We start from the raw sequence: 16,298 nt of genomic DNA, 5'->3' as shown, positions 1-16,298 counted from the left end.
GAAGCTGAACTTCTGCTATTTGGCAACGAGCTAATGTCTTTTTCTGGCGCCAAGCCGCTATAGTCTGTACGACCGCATGAACACCGTTGGGACCAGTCGCGCGGCCTGCCGATGGCTTTTTGAATCCAGAACGGCAGCCTGTCCCGCCATTCCCATCACCGCACCCACAGCCCAGATCCGCTCTTCGCTTGAAAATGCCCTATCCGCTTTCACCCGCCACCGGACGCCGATCCGGAGCAGGCATCTCAACCGTCGCCCTCACCCATCCACCCCCAATGCACCCCACCGCCGGCGCCCGGCAACCCACCCTGTCCCAGATTACGATGGTTTGTGGTCGCCGGAGGGGCTATAGGGCAGGGGCGCGCAAGCGCAGCGTGGCGGTGGGGCCATGTCTTACCCCACCTGACAAGGATTTCGAGATTTGAAGACTGCGAAGGGTAGCGACCTCTCCGATCGTCGCAAACTGGCCACCGACGCGAAGGCGGCCCTCCTCGATCGCTATCGGGCCGCGATGGCGGCGGCGGAGCCCGGCCGTGCCGCAAGGCAGGCGGAGCGGCAGGCCGTGTCGACGGCGCGCGAAGAGCGCCGGGCCGAGCGCGACCGCCTGAAGGCGGAAGAGCAGGAAAGGCTCCTGGCCGAAGCCAAGGCGCGGGAGATCGTCGCCGAATCCGAAGCCTTCCTGGCCGAGCAGGCGCGCAAGGCCGCCGATGTCAGCCGCATCGCCAAGATCATCGAGGATGAAGCGGCCCGCAAGGCCGAGCGCGACCGGCGCTACGCCAACCGGAAGGCCCGCAAGAGCTGACGCTCCTTGCGATAATGACCGCCGTCTGGAATTCGGCCTCCCCGGCGCGGGAGAGGGTCCAGGGGCGGGCGCAGCGTGGATCCGCCGAGACACGCGCTGCAGGCGTTTGAGCGGAGCCGTTGTTCGAAAATAAAAGTTTGACACCGGCCTGTATAGCGCCTATGTATTCCCAGTCGATATTTGCTTGTTAGATTTTTGTTATCGCGCGCCGACACCGTGCCTTAGACGAACTTCCCCTTCAAAAATCGAAAACACCATCAGCCGCATATTCGTGCGGCCGATTCTTCTATGCCAATGAAAGGGTTCGTCATGACCACCGGCACAGTTAAATGGTACAATTCCACCAAGGGTTTCGGCTTCATTCAGCCTGACGATGGCGGCGCGGATGTGTTCGTTCACGTCTCGGCCGTCGAGCGCGCCGGCATGCGCGAAATCGTCGAGGGCCAGAAGCTCGGCTTCGACGTGGCGCGCGACAGCCGCTCCGGCAAGGTGGCAGCCGAGAATCTCAAGGCTGCCTAAGTATTTTCCAGGAAGGCCGATAGGCTTTTCGATCGAGAAAATGCATCAGGACAAAAATCGGGAACAAATCGCGGTCATCGAAATCGCGATTTGCTCCGATCGGGATTGATGCCCTCCGGTGACCACGGATGTACTGGCACCGTCGAGAGCATGAATTCCAACCGAAAAGCCAGGCGATCCGCCTGGCTTTTTTGTTGCGCGGCGTTCGCCGCCCTGGGGTTACTGCTTCGGCGCGGCGAACGGCGCCTTCTTGGACACCAGCACATAGCCCCGCGTCTTGCCCTCGTTCGCCGCGTCGGTGGTGTTCATGGCGTCGAAGAGATCGGACGCCGTCACCCAGACGGGCGGGTATTTGTAGCGCGCGACATCGAGGATCAGGAAGCGGTCCGCCTTCGCGTCATAGGCGGCGAGGGGCGAGATATGGCCGCCGAGTTCCTGCCCGAGCGATTTCCTGAGATAGTTCACCAGCACGAAACGGCCCGGGCCGGCAAGGTATTCGCTCGCGCTGCGGCGGAACGCGTCGAGGCCGCCCGGGGCGGCGTGGTGCACGTCCGCGGTGACCGGAAACAGGCCCAGCAAACCACCGAGCTGATCGAGCGTCATGCCCTGCCGGGCGAGGAGGTCGCGCGGCAGGATCGCGTCGCTCTTGGCGTCGAGGACGTTGTCCTGCGTGAAGATGGCGTAGGGCTGATATTCGGCGCTGACCGGCGCGGGCGCCCCGATGGCGTTCAGCACCATCACCATGGAGGCGACGCCGCAATAGGCCTGGGTCTTCTGGGTCACGAAGGTTGTGCTGATCGGGAGGTAGGAATCGAGCGCCTGCGCCTCGAGCAGAAGAGCCGCGCCCTTGGGAGAGCGCAGGTCGACCAGCCGGTCGGGCAGGGCCAGCGTATCGGCCGAAGCCGCCGTTGCCAGCAGGCACAGGGCCATCGACAGCGATCGAAGGAAGCGGTTGGGCATCGCACAGTCTCCGGGCCAGGCGCGCCACTGAAACATGGTGGCGGGACGAAATCGAGGCGCGATTTGTCTCGGCAGCCGCGGTGTCGGCCCCGCTTGGGTGTCACCCCTTGATGCTGCCCGCCGTCAGGCCGCCGATGAGGAAGCGCTGGGCGAAGAGGCCGATGAGATAGACCGGCACGATGCCGGTAAGCGAGGCCACCGCCATCTGGCCGAAATTGATCAGCCGCTCGCCCTGGAACAGCGCGATCGCCACCGGCAGGGTGCGGCTGCCCTCGTCATTGCTGAAGGCGGAGGCGAGCAGGAATTCGTCATAGGCGAGGATGCCGCAGATCAGGCCGGTCGCCACCAGGCCGGGCGTCAGCATCGGCGCGATGATGCGGCAGATGACGGTGGCATGGCCCGCCCCGTCCATCCAGGCCGCTTCGTCGATCTCCGGCGGCAGGCGCCGCAGGAAGCCGGAAAGCAGCCAGAAGGCGACGGGCAGGTTGGCGACGGCGTTGACGAGGACGAGGCCGGCGACGGTGTTGAGCAGGCCGAGCCAGCGCAGCAGCATGAACAGCGGGATGAGGGCGACCACCGGCGGCGCCACATAGGTTGCCAGGATGAAGGCCGGCAGGAAGCGCCCGCCGACCTTCAGGCGGATCATCGCATAGGTGGCGGGCAGGGCGATCGCCAGCGTCAGCGCGGCGCTGAAGCAGGCGACTGCCAGCGAGTTGACGAGGAAGCGGACGAGCGGGATGACACGGAAGGTCTCGCCCCAATTGTAGAGCGTCGGCGCATCGGGCAGGAAATGCCCTGTCAGCACCTGGTCCGGCGTCTTGAACGACACCGAGACGAGATAGGCGATCGGCAGGGCGAAGAAGGCGACCATCGCCACCGCCGCGAGCCCGCTCCACGGGCCGATGCGCCTGCGCCGGCCGGCATGTCCGAAGAGGCTCATCCTGCCCATTCCTCGCTGCGGCGGTGAAGCCAGGTGATCGGCAGGGTGACGAGGCTGACCAGCACGGCGAAGACCAGCGTCTGCGACGCCGCCAGGCCGACGTCGAATTCCTGCAACGCCGTCCGCCAGATCTTGAAGCTGGCGACCGTGGTGCTGAAGCCGGGACCGCCGAAGGTGAGGCCGTAGACGAGGTCGAACAGCTTGAAGGCCATCACCACCCGGAGGAGGAAGATGGCGAGCAGCGTCGGCGCCAGCATCGGCAGGGTGACGTACCAGAACATCTTGGCCGGCGACGCGCCGTCGACGCGGGCCGCTTCGAACACTTCGTCGGGCAGCACCTGCAGCGCCGCATAGGCCAGGATGGCGATGAAGGGCGTCCATTGCCAGGTATCGGCGACCGCGATCGACAGGAAGGCCGCCGGCATGGTGCCGAGGAACGAGACCGGGGAATCGGCGAGGCCCCAGCCGAGCAGCACGCCGTTGAGCAGGCCCCCCACGGGGGCCAGGATCAGCTTCCAGGCGACGGCCACCATCATCGGCGGCGTCATCAGCGGCAGCAGGATCAGGCTGTGCACCCAGCGCGCCTCCCGCAGGCTGGAATGCAGCAGCAGCGCGATGCCGAGGCCGAGGACGAGTTCGGCCAGGGAGACGGGGACGGCGAAGATCGTCGTCCGCAGCAGCGCGGCGTGGAACTCCTCGCTGCGGGCGAGCGACAGGAAGTTGGCGAGGATCGGCCAGTGCTGGAAGGGCCGGCCGAGGCTGCTCTTCGACAGCGACAGGGCGAGGATGTCGAGGAACGGATAGAGTGCGAACACCGCGAGGCCGACGAGCAGGGGCGCCGCCAGCAGCCACGGCACCAGCCGCGACCGGCCGGGCATGGCGCCCGGCAGGCCCCGATCGGCAGGGGTCGCCGGACTAGCCATTCATGATGCCGAGCCAGGAGGCCTGCGCGTCCTGCATCGCCTGCCTGGGCGTCTTGCTCCTGTCGAGGACGAGGGCGAGCTGGTCCGCCAGCGACTGCAGCATCTTCGAGGCGGAGGCGCCGGTGGGCCAGGCGAGGGCGCCGTGGAGCGCCTGCGCCGCCGCGGCCTGCACCTTCGGAGCCGCCTTTCTGTACTCCGGGCTGTCGAGGACGGAGGTGTAGATCGGGTCGATGCCGGTGCCGGGCGTCAGCGTCAGCTCGAGGTTCATCGCCTTGCTGCAGGCGAACTTGATCAGTTCCCACGCCGCATCCGGCTGCTTGGAGCCGGCCGAGATCGCCAGGCCGAAGCCGGCATCGAGCGAGCCGCGATGCTGCTTGTTGGCACCGCCGACCGGGATCTGCACGACGTTCCATTTGTCGACGATCTGCGAAGTCTTCGGATCCTGGGCGTTGACGCCGAGATCGGTCCAGAACTCGATCATCGCCGCCTTGCCGGACAGGAAGGCCGGCAGGCCCTGTTCGAAGCCGGTCTCCAGCGGCGTCGGTAAGGCGTAGGGCGCGACGTCGAGCATGGCCTGCGCGGCGGCGATGCTGATGTCGCTGTCGAGCACCGGCTTGCCGGCGTCGTCGAGGAAGCGGCCGCCGAAGCCGGCGAGGCGGTTGGCGTAGCTGCAGCCGATCATGAAGGGCTGCTTCACGCCGAGAAGCGCGGTGCCGAAGATGCCCTTGCCCTTCTCCGCCTCGGTGATCGCCTTGGCGGTGGCCAGATATTCGTCCCAGGTTTCCGGCGCCTTCTGCCCGTTGCGCTCCAGGATCTCGGTGTTGACGAACAGCACATGCGAGTCGCCGTCATAAGGCACGCCCCAGCGCTTGCCGTCATAGAGCGTGTAGGGGTCGTAGATCGCCGGCAGCAGGTCCGCGCCGGCGAAATCCTTGCCGATGCGGTCGGTGACGTCGATGACCGTGCCGTCGTCGGCGAGCGCGCCGAGCAGGCCGTACCAATAGTCGATGACGTCGTAGACGTTCGAGCCCGACTGCACGTCGAGCGTCGCCTTCTGCTGGATCTGGTCGTTGGGCACCGGCAGCACGTTGACCTTGGCGCCGGTCGCCTTGCCGAACGCTTCGGCGATGATGCGCCCGCCGGTGACGTGCGGCTGGATCACCATCAGGTTCAGCGTCACGCCGGCGAGATCGGGCGCCGACCAGGCCGTGCCGCTGCCGGCGAGGGCGGCGGCGCCGGCAGCCGCCGCCGTGCCCAGGAACTGGCGGCGGGTCTGCGGCATCGATAGGCCGCGTCGTCCCCTCGGATCGAGATGCTTCATGGCGCTTTCCTCCCTCGCGCGTTGATCGACATTGTTGTTATGTACGAGGCGCATGCAGGCATTTATTATTGTTGAACTTGAAGCATGCCCGCAAAGCCTGACGCCTTTCGACGAAGGCGGGCGTCACATGCCCCAGGCGTCTTTCACCCGCGTTTCGAGCATGGCCAGCAACGCCGGCCGCTCGGCCGGCAGCCGGTCGGCGGCGACGCCCAGCCCGATGGCGACGGGATTGTCGAAGCGCGCCGGCAGCGGTACCGCGAGCACGCGCTCGCCGGTGTTCTCCAGGTCGTCGCATTCGGCGAAGCCGGCGGCCCGGTGGCGGCGGAGCGACGGCATGAAGGCTTCGACATTGACGGCGCCGGGCCCGTCGCCGATGGCATTGGCGTGGCGCACGATGCTGCGCGCTTCCGCCTCGCCCTCGGCGGCGAGCAATATCCGGCCAAGCCCGTCATGGCAGATCGGCATCATCATGCCGGGCGCCAGATGCTGCCTGTCCGGTTCGGTCCGCGGCCAGGAGACATGGACATACTGGACATGGATGCCGTTGCGCACGCCCAGCCGGACATTGGCGTCGGCGGCGAGGCTCAGCGTATCGAGCGCCCTGAGCAGGCTGCCCTCGCGGAAGAGCGTGTCGTGGATCCAGTTGCCGAGGAAGACCGAGCGGATGCTCGGCATGTATTTGCGGGTCCGCCGGTCTCGTGCGATGAAGCCGGCCTGGCTCATCGCCTGCAGCAGCACCGAGGAGCTCGATTGCGGGATGGCGAGGGCGTCGGCGATCTCCGTCACCGACAGCGGGTGCCGGTGGACCGCGAAGAGTTCGATGATCTCGAGCGCACGGGTCGCCGATTTGACGCCGCCGTCATGGCCGCCATGCGGGCGGGCCGACGGGGGAGCCGGTTGCGGATGCGGCCTCGCCGCGGCGCCGGAGGGGAAGTGACTGGTCTCGTTCAGCATGGGCGTGAAGAGCGCTGCGGCTCCCTCCCTCGTTTCTGTCTCGCGCATATCCCCGACCTCCCTGGTCGCGGCCCCTGTCGCGGAAGGCGCCTTCTTCCGTGAGATTGGCGCCCATGGGCGCGATGGCCCTGGCCCCAGGATAGGCGCGCATCCTAGCCCCCATCCGAAGGCACGCGCGCCCGGCCGGATTTCGACAGGGTGAATTTCGGCAGCACGATCTCGTCGTTCACCGGTTCGAACACCACTTCGACCCGCGCGCCGATCGCCACGCCCTCCTGGTCGCCGACGAGATTGCTGATCAGCAGCGGTCCTTCGTCGAGCCGCACGAGACAGGTCCGGTAGGGCAGGTCGTCCTTGAAGCCATCCCAATAGGCGCGATGGAAATCGGCCCAGGATTCGAGCGTGCCCTTGCCGCTCGACGGCTGCCAGGACTGGTCGTCGCCGAGGCAGACGGGGCAGATCGGCGATTCCGGAATATGCGCGTCACCGCAGGCGTTGCAGGTCTGCAGGGCGAAGATCGACTGCCGCGCATAGTCCCAGAACGGCTTGTTGAGCGGGGTGATCCGCGGCATCGGCCTGTTCTGGGCGGCCTGCTTCTGCGGAGTTTGCCTGGGCAGCGAACCATATTGATCCATGAAGTGCCTCATGCTCGCGTGTAGACGATCGCCCGCGCGCAGGGCGTCGCCTGCACATAGGTCACGACTTCGCAGTCCCGGACCTGCCGGGCGCCGCATTCGCCGCGCAGCTGGCGCACGGCTTCGACGTTCAGCGCCCAGCCCTGCATGTAGGAATTGGAAAGATGGCCGCCGTCGGTGTTGGTCGGCAGGCGTCCGTCCAGTTTCAGCGTGCCGCCCTCGACGAAGCGGCCGGCTTCGCCGCGCGGGCAGAATCCGAGCCCTTCGAGGCTGAACAGCACGGTCGGGCTGAAATTGTCGTAGCACATGAGGGCATCGACATCGTTCCGCTCGACACCCGCCATGGCGAAGGCCTCGGCGCCGGCCGCCGCGACGTGGCCGTACCAGAATTCGGGCTCGAAATTCTCGATCGACGCATTGCGATAGGCTTCGCGCCCGGCGAAGCCGCTGATCCTGACCGGCGGCTTGGCGAGGTCGGCGGCGCGTTCGGCGGTGGTGAGGATCAGGCAGACGGCGCCGTCATTGATCAGGCAGTAGTCCAGCAGGCGCAACGGCGCGACGATCGGCCTGGAAGCCTCGTGGTCGTCGATGGTCATCGGCGCCTTCATCACGGCGCCTGGATTGAGGATCGCGTGCTCGCGAAAGGCGACGGAGACCTCGGCGAGCTGGCGGGTGGTGGTGCCGTAGAGCTCCATGTGGCGGCGAAACATCAGGGCGTGCGCCGCGCCGGGCGAGGTGAAGCCCCAGGGGTCCCAAGAGCCCGGCATCTCGTCGCCGCCATAGAAGACGCGGCGCGAGCGGCCGATATTCGCATAGAGCAGCGCGACATAGTCGGCCTGCCCGGTGGCGAGCGCGATCGTCGCCTCGATGAGACCGATGCCCGACATGCGGCCATGGCCCGGCAGGGTCACCGTCCAGCGCGGATCGAGGCCGAGGACCTCGCCCATGCGCGAATAGCTGGGGATGCGGCAGGTGAGGAGGCCGTCGACCTTGTCCTTGTCGAGGCCGCAATCCTCGATTGCATGGCGAAAGGCCTGCGCCGCCAGGCCGAACTCGTCGGTGTGCGGAAAACTGCCATAGGCCGTCGTGCCGACGCCAACCACGGCAACCCGATCGCGAAGGCTGCGGAATTCGTGCATGTCTCTCTCCCGGCGTAAAAGAATGCATTATGTCCGGGTGCGGTCAATGATCGCCCTTGCCGGCGAGGCCTGTCTTCCCAACGTCTTTGGCGATGGCGCCTGCGCGATCTGCGATGTCTCGAACGGACGCCCGGCTGGTATTCTGCGGTCGAAAAGGTGTTCAGAGGCGGTAGGGCGAGCGTCAAAAATGGCAGGGACACTGTATTATTTCGGTATTTGGCACGGAGTGACCAGATGTGCGCCGCCATCGCGCCCGCTGTCGGCACAAACGACATCACATTCCTGATGTCCTACGGCGGCCGGCTGCCGGCCGTTGACACCGGCGCGCCGCAAGTGGCCAGATCATTCTATGATGCATTATCCTGCCGGATAGGTGCTTCGGTCCCCCACCGTCGTGCATGTCCGGTTCTGCAATATCTGGAATCGATATCGGCATGACCATCCCTCCGGCTCGGCCCCCAAAATCAGAAAACGATTCCGCCTGGCCAGCCCCGATGGATGCCCCTGGCATGCTGGCGGGGCTGCGCGTGATCGAATTCGCCGACGAGACGGCCGAATATTGCGGGCTGCTGCTGGCGGGGCTCGGGGCCGAGGTGCTCAAGATCGAGCCGCCGGGCGGCAGTCCGACGCGCGGGATCGCGCCTTTCTGGCAGGACAGGCCGGATCCTGAGGGGTCGCTCTATTTCTGGGCCTATAATCGCGGCAAGCGCTCGGCGGTCCTCGACCTCGAGGCGGCGGGGGGCCGGGACCGGCTTCTCGATCTTCTCGGCGAGGCCGATATCCTGCTCGATTCCAGCCGGGGCCGGCTCAACCAGGTGCTCGCCCTCGACAGGGCGGCGCTCGCCGCGCGCTTTCCTGCGCTCGTCGTCGCGCGGATGACGCCGTTCGGCGATGACGGGCCCTGGAGCGCCTTCAAGGGGTCGGATCTCGTCCACCTCGCGCTCGGCGGCGTGATGATGAATTGCGGCTACGATCCCGACCTCGCCGGTCGCTACGACCTGCCGCCGATCGCTCCCCAGATGTGGCACGCCTACCATATCGCCGGCGAACAGCTCGTCATCGGCATCCTCGCCGCGCTGATCGATCGCCTCGCGTCCGGGCAGGGCCAGGACGTCGCCTGCGCCGTGCACGAGGCGGTTTCCAAGAACACCGAGCTCGACCTGATGTCCTGGGTGATGCGGCGGGCGCCGCTGCTGCGCCAGACCTGCCGCCACGCCACCGAGGCGGTGTCCCGCGTGCCCAATGTCAGCCATACCAAGGACGGACGCTGGTACATGACCTGGGGCGTCGGCGCGCGCGACAAGGCCAATCTCGTGCCGTTCCTGAAGCGCTACGACATGGCGGCGGATCTGAAGCCGCCCGGCGCGGATGCCGATCTCAATGCGCGCAGCGTGCCCGGATCCTCGGTCGGTGACGAGGCCGGGGCCCATACGCTCGAAGTGGTGCAACGCTTCGTCCGGGCGACGACCTACGCGACGACGCCCTGGAAGGAGGCGCAGGCGGCAGGGCTTCTCTGGGCGCCCCTGCGCAAGCCGCACGAGAATGCGCAGGACGAGCATTGGCTGAAGCGGGGGACGGTGTCGGACATCGTCCATCCCGAGGCCGGCCGCTCCTTCCAATATGCCACCGGCAAATGGCTGAGCTCGGAAACGCGCTGGCAGGCCGGCCGCCCAGCGCCGCGCATCGGCGAGCATACGCAGGAAGGTTTTGCGGGAGCGCGCCCGCCGCGGCCGGACAAGGTGCCGGCCTCGCCCCGTCCGCCCGTTCTTTCGGCCCGCGCCAAGCCCTTTGCGCTCCAGGGCGTGCGGATCCTCGACTTCTCCTGGTTTCTCGCCTCGGCCGGCGGCACGCGCTTCGCAGCGGCGCTGGGCGCCGAGTGCCTCAAGGTCGAGTGGAAGGAAAACCCCGATACGAGGCTGGCCGCGATGGCGCCGGTGGGCGGCCGCGCGGCCCGCGAGGCGGCGACCGCGCCGCTTCCCGGCGTCGACGATCCCGACATGGGCGGGCAGTACAACAACAAGAATGCCGGCAAGCGCGGCATCTCGCTCAACATCCGCCATCCCAAGGGCCTGGATATCGCCAGGCGCCTCGTCGCCCTTTCCGACGTGGTCGCCGAAGGCTTCTCGCCGGGCGTCCTCGATCGGCTCGGCCTCGGCTACGAGGTGCAGCGCGCCATCCGCCCCGACATCATCTATGTGCAGCAATCGGGCATGGGCAGCTACGGCACCTATGGCAGGCTGCGCACGGTCGGGCCGATCGCCGCCTCCTTCGCCGGCACCAACGACATGTCCGGCCTGCCCGAGCCGGCGATGCCGGCAGGCTGGGGCTATTCCTATCTCGACTGGATGGGCGCTTATGGCTTTGCCCAGGCCATTCTCGGCAGCCTCTATCACCGCGCCGTCACGGGCCGCGGCCAGCGCATCGACGCCTCGCAATGCGAGGCGGGCATCTTCCTGTGCAGCCAGGCGATCCTCGAATGGTCCGCCAACGGCAAGGTCTGGCAGCGCTCGGGCAACCGTTCGCCGGGCGGCCATGCCGCGCCGCACGGCGCCTATCGCTGCCGCGGCGAAGATCGCTGGCTCGCCATCTCCTGCTTCGACGACGCCGAATGGCAGGCGCTCGCTTGCGTCGCCGGGCATGGCGAATGGGCCACGGATCCGCGCTTCCTCAGCCTCGACGCCAGGCTCGGCCATCAGGACGAACTCGACGCTCTGGTTTCGGGCTGGACGCAGGGCCTCGACGCCTATGACGGCATGGCCCGCCTTCAGGCGGCCGGCGTGCCGGCCGGCGTCTGCCAGACCGCCGAGGATCGCTGCGATCGTGATCCGCAGCTCGCGGCGCTGGCGTGGCTGACGGAGGTCGACGGCACCAAGATCGGCCGATGGCCCGTCGCCGAGATACCGGTCAAGCTCGACAGGACGCCGGCGCATGTCGGCGGGCCGGTCGATCGAGGCGCGCCCTGCTATGGCGAGGACAATGACTACGTCCTTGGGGAACTGCTTGGACACACGACAGCGGAGATCCGCTCCTTTGAAGCGGAAGGCGTGATCTGACCATGGCTGCACAATTCGGAAAGGCAGAAGATGAACGATCAATCGCCGGCGCATGACCGGCAACCGCCATCGCCCGCGCGCGAGCGCGTCCGGGCGCGCTATCGCGACGAGGACTTCGCCGAGAGGCTGGCCTCGATCCCCTGGAACGGCGCTCTCGACACGATGCTGCTGCACCGCTCCGTCCGGACCTATCTCGACAAGCCTCTCGCACCGGGGATTCTCGAAACGATCATCGCTGCGGCCCAGTCGGCGGCGACCACCTCCAACCTCCAGGCCTGGAGCGTCGTGGCGGTGCAGGACAAGGCGCGCAAGGCGAGGCTGGCCGGCTACGCCGCCAACCAGAAGCACATCCACGATGCGCCGCTGCTGCTTCTCTTCGTCGCCGACCTCGCCCGCCTGCGCGCCATCAGCCGCGACCAGGGCCATCCCGGCCTCGGACTGGGCTATATCGAGGCATTCATCTTCGGTGTGGCGGATGCCTCCTTCGCGGCGCAGAATACCATCACCGCCGCCGAATCCCTCGGCCTCGGCGGCTGCTATATCGGCGCCATGCGCAACAATCCGCAGGCCGTCGCCGACGAAATCGGGCTGCCCGACGAGACCATGGTCGTTTTCGGCATGACCATCGGCTATCCCGATCCGGCGACCGCCACCGACGTCAAGCCCCGGCTGCCGCAGGATGTCGTCCTCCACCACGAACGCTATGTCGCGCCCGATCCGGCCCGGATCGCCGCTTATGATGCGCGCATGCACGATTTCCGCGTCGAGCAGGAGATGCGCCTGATCGACTGGACCGAGCAGACGGCGCGGCGCGTCAGCGACGAGGCCGCGCTCACCGGCCGCCACGTGCTGAAGGACTTCCTCCAGCAGCGCGGCCTCATCCTGCGCTAGAGCAAAATGCGTTCAAGCAGGAGCGGATCACCAACTCAACGCACGGGTCTCAAAAGAATTTTGCGATTCTTGGTGATTCGATCTGAAGGTAGAACGCGCTGGTCCTGTTGAGCCGGAAAGACCCGGTTCGGGATGCCGGCATGTGCGCCTCGTCGTTGCTCCTGTCCTTGGGATCCTATGCCCGCTTGAAGAGCGATTCCGGCTTGTCCTGCCTGTCCGATTTTCCCGAGCCGGCCCCGTCGGCATCCAGCAGAAGCCTCCTCTCTCAGGTCAGGCAGTCGAAATCGCCCTCGGCGCGCCCGGCCTTCCAGTAATTCAGGATCTGATAGTTGAGGGCTGGCAGGCCCAATGTCGTCCGCACGTGCTTGCGAATGCCCCGGGCGATGGCGGCCTCGGCGCCGGCCCAGACGAAGACGTCGCCACGCGGCTGCGGCAAGGCGTTGCGAACGGCCTCTGCAAGCCGGCTCGGCGTGCCGGCGGGACGGTGCAAACACCGGAGCCGCTCGCCTCGCGTGCAAGGCAGCAGGCATTGCGCAGTATGGTTCGGCGTTTCCACGATGACGTCGACTTCAACGTCGTGCGGCAGAGTTTCCAGTGTGTAGGCAATAGCGGGCAGGGCGGTAAGATCGCCCGCGAACAGATAGGAGACGCACGGTGCTGCCGGAATGACACCGGGGCCGCGCACGCCGACATTGTCGCCCTCGCGGGCATGAAGGGCGAAGCGAGATCCGACGGAATCCTGCCCATGCAGGGTGATGTCGACCTGAAGTTCCCCGCGTTCGAGATCGAGGCGGCGGATCGAATAGGTGCGGATGCAGGAATATCCCTCCGCGTCTTCAAGATGCAGCTTGAGATAGGGACCAAGGGCCCCCGGCGCGGGCAGCAACGCCTCGAGGCCGGCGCCTCCAAGCGAGACCCGCCGCATGTCCGGCGCGATGTCCTGGACAGCTCGCACGGTGGCGGGAAGGGGCTCGGCGATGGCGGGCATGATTCGGCCTTTCATGATCTTTTGCGCCCGAGCTGCCACACGAGATAGGGCAGGCCGATCAGGGCGGCGACGAGGCCGGCAGGCAATTGCCGGGGCGCAATCACCGTTCGAGCCAGCGTGTCGGCCACGACCATGATGAGAGCCCCGATCAAAGCCGAGACCACGATCTGCGGCACGGCTCGGCGGACACCGATAAGGCGGGCGATATGAGGGCCGGCCAGGCCGACGAAGGTCAGAGGGCCCGTCGCCATCACAGCGCTGGCCGTGAGCAGCGAGGCGATGCCCATGATGGCTAGCCGCACACGTGGAAGCGGCAGGCCGATCGAACGGGTTACGGCATCGCCCAAGGGCAGGATGTCGAGCCAGCGGGTCAGGACGAGTGTCGAGGGAAGCAGCGCCGTGGCCAATATCGCCGTCAGCATCAGGTTCGGCCAGTCCGCGGCGTAAGACGATCCCGCAATCCAGGACAGAAGCTGGGTGGCGCGGGGATCGCCCAATGCGAGGAAAGCCACCACGACGGCGTCGAGCAACGCGGACAGTGCAATGCCAACAAGCAGGATATGGTCCGGTGCAAAGCCGCTCTTTCGGCTCGCCAGCAGGACCAGAGCCAGCGCGGCGAATCCGCCGACCGCTCCGGCGAGCGTCTGCTCGACGGCGCTGGGCGTAACGGCGAGGATCAGCGACAGGACCATCCCGAATGCCACGCCGGTGCCGATGCCCAATACTTCCGGCGCGGCCAGCGGATTGCCGGTAATCCGCTGCAGGAGAAGGCCCGCGGCGGCCAACATGGCGCCGGCGAACATCACGACGAGCGTGCGAGGTATGCGCCATGGCGCGACAGCGATCAAGTCGCCGAGGCTTGTGAAATGCCAGCCTTCAGCAGGCCAGCCGCCGCCGGTACGGCCGATGAAGAAGGCAACGAGGATCGCGAGCGTCAGCAGACCGGCCAGCGCAGGAACAAGGGCAGGCCAGTTCCTCAATTGCACGCTGCCGAACGAGGGAACGGCCGGCGGATCGCTTCGGCGAAGGCGCGGCAGCAACCAGATCAGCAGCGGCGCACCCAAAAGCGCGGTCGCCGCACCGGTCGGCAGATCAACTACGCCGACCGTCTCCAGCAGGCCCACCGCCCCGTCGACGCTCAGGACAAGCAAGGCTCCGACCAGCGGTGCAACGACCAGGCGCGCCAGGAAACGGCGGGCGCCCGAAAATTGGGCAATCTGCGGCGCGGCGAGGCCGACAAAGCCGATCACCCCGACATTGGCTGTCACGGTCGCCGTCAGAAGAGCCGCGAGCACCACGCCGGCGCCTCGTATCCAGGCGACAGGCAGCCCGAGAGAGCGGGCGTTTTCGTCATCCAGCGACAGCACGCTGAGAGGACGAGTTGCGATTGAAGCGAGCAGCAGGAGTATACCGATACGCGGCGCCATGGCCAGGGGCGCAGACCAGTCCTGCTGCGCCAGCGAGCCGCTACCCCACAGGAATAGAACGGAGACATATTCCTGATCGAGCAGGTGCAGCGCAACCGTGAGTGCACCGCACAAGAGGCCCGTCACCAAGCCCGCAAGCACGAGAGCGATGGACGAGAAGCGGTTGCGCATGGCGCACAGCAGCACGAAGCCGAGCGCAATCAGCGCGCCGGCAAGGGCGATCCATTCCCGGCCGATATCGAGCAAGGACGGCGCCATGACGAGGGCGACGGTCATGGCCAATTGCGAGCCGGCCTCCAGCCCCAACGTGGTCGGCGAGGCGAGGGGATTCCGCAAGACTTGCTGCAGCAGGAGACCGGCAGTGCCCAGGGCCGTACCCGCCAATATCGCGGTGGTTGCACGAGGCAGGGCGCTGAAATGGAAGACAAGTTGCCGGGGATCGTCGAGGTCGGGCGTGAACGCCGCCTGCCACCATTGTGAGAAGGGCAGTTGCACGTTCCAGCACGAGAACGTCAGGATGCCTGCGGGCATCGCCAGCAGAACCAGCGTCGCCACCAGGCGACGGGTATCTTCAAGGCCCGTCATGGGTGTGCTCTGCATTGGACCCCTGCACCGCCAGGTTCTCGACCAGCAGCCGGGCGAAACGTTCAGCGGCCTGCAACTCGCCGAACGGCCAGGCGGCGGCAAGATGGTGGACCCGGCCGGCCCTGACCGCGGGCAGATTGCCCCACAGGCTGCGAGGATCGGGCGCCAGCTTCACGTCGGCGGGCGTGGGATCGATCACCAGAATATCGGCATCGGGAAAAGCCGCGAGCCTTTCGATGCCAACCAGGCTGAAGCCCCAGGCATTGGTCCTCGCCATCCAGGCATTGGCGAGACCGAGGCGGTTGAGAACGCTGCCGAAAAGGCTGCTTTGTCCATAAACCCGTACGAAGCGGCCATCGAGAAACTGGATGATCAAGAATCTCGATTGTGGATGCGCTCTCAATTGCCGGCGCAACGAAGCAAGGGTCAACTCGGCCGTGGCAATAACGGACAGAGCTTGTTGGTCGCGGCCCAGGCTGGTGCCAAGCGCCATCAATTGCTCACCCGCCCCGGTGAAGGGATCGGTCCCCATCGTGTAGATCGAGACCTCCTGCGTCGGTGCGATCTTGTCGAGGATGGGGCGCGTGGCCGCACCAAGCGGGCTGACCAGGAGGAGGTCGGGCTTGAGGCCTGCGAGAATCTCCAGATTGGGTGCGTTGCGCAGCCCGACATCCGGGACACCCGCCGGTATTTCCGGCTCCCTGACCCATAAGCGGTAGAGATCGACGTCCGCTACGCCGACGGGACGGACACCAAGCGATATCAGCATCGACGCGGCCGTCCAGTCGAGAGCCACAATGCGCCCGGGGCGAGCAGGAGCTTGTGCCCGTATTGGCGTGCAGCCGAGCATCAGGGCGCAAATCACCGCAAGGCCGCCAAGCAGGGATTTTATGGCGCCACCGCCCACATGGCTCTTCTGGCCTACCCTCACGCGCCTTTTCCAAAGTTGCCGCAATGCCTGCACCGACGGCGCTTTATGGCACTCCAAATATAGTATTTGCAATATGCAGTTTTAAATAGTCATGTGCACTTTATAATCAATAAAAACTGCACATTCCTGCAATACATAGCGATCAAGTTTGGATTAATTTTAAATTAAGCCTGTTTACAATGGAGGTTAATCCAATCTATATGTCGCCTATAAAGTGCCTTGGCAGTGGA

At 66.2% G+C, this 16,298-nt stretch carries 14 protein-coding genes; 4 read left to right on the top strand and 10 right to left on the bottom strand.

The window, feature by feature from the left end; translation table 11 throughout:
* The first annotated feature begins 421 nt into the window (after positions 1 to 421).
* Both J3R73_RS16895 and J3R73_RS16890 read left to right on the top strand, forming a co-directional pair.
* Positions 422 to 802, top strand: a complete 381-nt coding sequence (locus J3R73_RS16895; RefSeq protein ID WP_307429150.1) for a DUF6481 family protein — start codon at positions 422 to 424, stop codon at positions 800 to 802.
* Between the two features lie 294 nt (positions 803 to 1,096).
* Positions 1,097 to 1,321: a cold-shock protein gene (locus tag J3R73_RS16890; protein WP_307437428.1), complete on the top strand. Its 225-nt coding sequence runs from the start codon at positions 1,097 to 1,099 to the stop codon at positions 1,319 to 1,321.
* Positions 1,322 to 1,540: 219 nt separating this feature from the next.
* On the opposite strand, the gene J3R73_RS16885 is transcribed toward J3R73_RS16890, so the two are convergent.
* The 7 genes from J3R73_RS16885 to J3R73_RS16855 all read right to left on the bottom strand — a co-directional run bounded on the left by J3R73_RS16885 (position 1,541) and on the right by J3R73_RS16855 (position 8,193).
* Positions 1,541 to 2,281 (bottom strand): phytochelatin synthase family protein, encoded by a 741-nt coding sequence (locus J3R73_RS16885; protein ID WP_307429147.1) that lies wholly within the window; start codon positions 2,279 to 2,281, stop codon positions 1,541 to 1,543.
* Positions 2,282 to 2,381: 100 nt separating this feature from the next.
* Entirely contained in the window at positions 2,382 to 3,221 is an 840-nt protein-coding gene (locus tag J3R73_RS16880) for a carbohydrate ABC transporter permease (protein WP_307429144.1), read from the bottom strand.
* Complete coding sequence (locus tag J3R73_RS16875) at positions 3,218 to 4,144, bottom strand: carbohydrate ABC transporter permease (RefSeq protein ID WP_307429141.1); 927 nt, start codon at positions 4,142 to 4,144, stop codon at positions 3,218 to 3,220. Before J3R73_RS16875 ends, J3R73_RS16880 begins: the two co-directional genes overlap by 4 nt.
* On the bottom strand, positions 4,137 to 5,465 hold the full coding sequence (locus tag J3R73_RS16870; RefSeq protein ID WP_307429138.1) for an ABC transporter substrate-binding protein: 1,329 nt from the start codon (positions 5,463 to 5,465) through the stop codon (positions 4,137 to 4,139). The genes J3R73_RS16875 and J3R73_RS16870 overlap by 8 nt, the downstream gene beginning before the upstream one ends.
* Positions 5,466 to 5,588: 123 nt before the next feature.
* Positions 5,589 to 6,467, bottom strand: a complete 879-nt coding sequence (locus J3R73_RS16865; RefSeq protein WP_307429135.1) for an IclR family transcriptional regulator — start codon at positions 6,465 to 6,467, stop codon at positions 5,589 to 5,591.
* 104 nt (positions 6,468 to 6,571) lie between these two features.
* Positions 6,572 to 7,054, bottom strand: coding sequence for a Zn-ribbon domain-containing OB-fold protein (locus J3R73_RS16860; RefSeq protein ID WP_307429132.1), 483 nt, complete (start codon positions 7,052 to 7,054; stop codon positions 6,572 to 6,574).
* A gap of 8 nt (positions 7,055 to 7,062) precedes the next feature.
* Positions 7,063 to 8,193, bottom strand: a complete 1,131-nt coding sequence (locus tag J3R73_RS16855) for a thiolase family protein (RefSeq protein ID WP_307429128.1) — start codon at positions 8,191 to 8,193, stop codon at positions 7,063 to 7,065.
* A gap of 494 nt (positions 8,194 to 8,687) precedes the next feature.
* Between J3R73_RS16855 and J3R73_RS16850 the strand changes: the two genes are divergently transcribed.
* Entirely contained in the window at positions 8,688 to 11,246 is a 2,559-nt protein-coding gene (locus tag J3R73_RS16850; RefSeq protein WP_307429125.1) for a CaiB/BaiF CoA-transferase family protein, read from the top strand.
* Positions 11,247 to 11,276: 30 nt separating this feature from the next.
* Positions 11,277 to 12,137: an NADPH-dependent oxidoreductase gene (locus J3R73_RS16845; protein WP_307429121.1), complete on the top strand. Its 861-nt coding sequence runs from the start codon at positions 11,277 to 11,279 to the stop codon at positions 12,135 to 12,137.
* Between the two features lie 265 nt (positions 12,138 to 12,402).
* On the opposite strand, the gene J3R73_RS16840 is transcribed toward J3R73_RS16845, so the two are convergent.
* From J3R73_RS16840 to J3R73_RS16830, 3 genes are read right to left on the bottom strand one after another with little or no spacing between them, the layout of a single operon-like run.
* Positions 12,403 to 13,125: a siderophore-interacting protein gene (locus tag J3R73_RS16840; protein WP_307429118.1), complete on the bottom strand. Its 723-nt coding sequence runs from the start codon at positions 13,123 to 13,125 to the stop codon at positions 12,403 to 12,405.
* An 11-nt stretch (positions 13,126 to 13,136) separates the two neighbouring features.
* Entirely contained in the window at positions 13,137 to 15,137 is a 2,001-nt protein-coding gene (fhuB, locus tag J3R73_RS16835; RefSeq protein ID WP_307429115.1) for a Fe(3+)-hydroxamate ABC transporter permease FhuB, read from the bottom strand.
* Complete coding sequence (locus tag J3R73_RS16830) at positions 15,124 to 16,068, bottom strand: ABC transporter substrate-binding protein (protein WP_307429112.1); 945 nt, start codon at positions 16,066 to 16,068, stop codon at positions 15,124 to 15,126. The genes fhuB and J3R73_RS16830 overlap by 14 nt, the downstream gene beginning before the upstream one ends.
* Positions 16,069 to 16,298 lie beyond the last annotated feature (230 nt).

This window comes from Labrys monachus, from assembly GCF_030814655.1.
Taxonomy (GTDB): domain Bacteria; phylum Pseudomonadota; class Alphaproteobacteria; order Rhizobiales; family Labraceae; genus Labrys; species Labrys monacha.
Note: the sequence above shows the minus strand (reverse complement) of the source record. Positions and strands in the feature narration are given on the sequence as shown.

Coding starts and splice junctions, on each gene's coding strand:
- J3R73_RS16845 (WP_307429121.1), top strand. CDS start 11,277: ATGAACGATCAATCGCCGGCGCATGACCGGCAACCGCCATCGCCCGCG.
- J3R73_RS16890 (WP_307437428.1), top strand. CDS start 1,097: ATGAAAGGGTTCGTCATGACCACCGGCACAGTTAAATGGTACAATTCC.
- J3R73_RS16840 (WP_307429118.1), bottom strand. CDS start 13,125: ATGCCCGCCATCGCCGAGCCCCTTCCCGCCACCGTGCGAGCTGTCCAG.
- J3R73_RS16875 (WP_307429141.1), bottom strand. CDS start 4,144: ATGGCTAGTCCGGCGACCCCTGCCGATCGGGGCCTGCCGGGCGCCATG.
- J3R73_RS16855 (WP_307429128.1), bottom strand. CDS start 8,193: ATGCACGAATTCCGCAGCCTTCGCGATCGGGTTGCCGTGGTTGGCGTC.
- fhuB (WP_307429115.1), bottom strand. CDS start 15,137: ATGACGGGCCTTGAAGATACCCGTCGCCTGGTGGCGACGCTGGTTCTG.
- J3R73_RS16880 (WP_307429144.1), bottom strand. CDS start 3,221: ATGAGCCTCTTCGGACATGCCGGCCGGCGCAGGCGCATCGGCCCGTGG.
- J3R73_RS16860 (WP_307429132.1), bottom strand. CDS start 7,054: ATGGATCAATATGGTTCGCTGCCCAGGCAAACTCCGCAGAAGCAGGCC.
- J3R73_RS16865 (WP_307429135.1), bottom strand. CDS start 6,467: ATGCGCGAGACAGAAACGAGGGAGGGAGCCGCAGCGCTCTTCACGCCC.
- J3R73_RS16885 (WP_307429147.1), bottom strand. CDS start 2,281: ATGCCCAACCGCTTCCTTCGATCGCTGTCGATGGCCCTGTGCCTGCTG.
- J3R73_RS16870 (WP_307429138.1), bottom strand. CDS start 5,465: ATGAAGCATCTCGATCCGAGGGGACGACGCGGCCTATCGATGCCGCAG.
- J3R73_RS16850 (WP_307429125.1), top strand. CDS start 8,688: ATGGATGCCCCTGGCATGCTGGCGGGGCTGCGCGTGATCGAATTCGCC.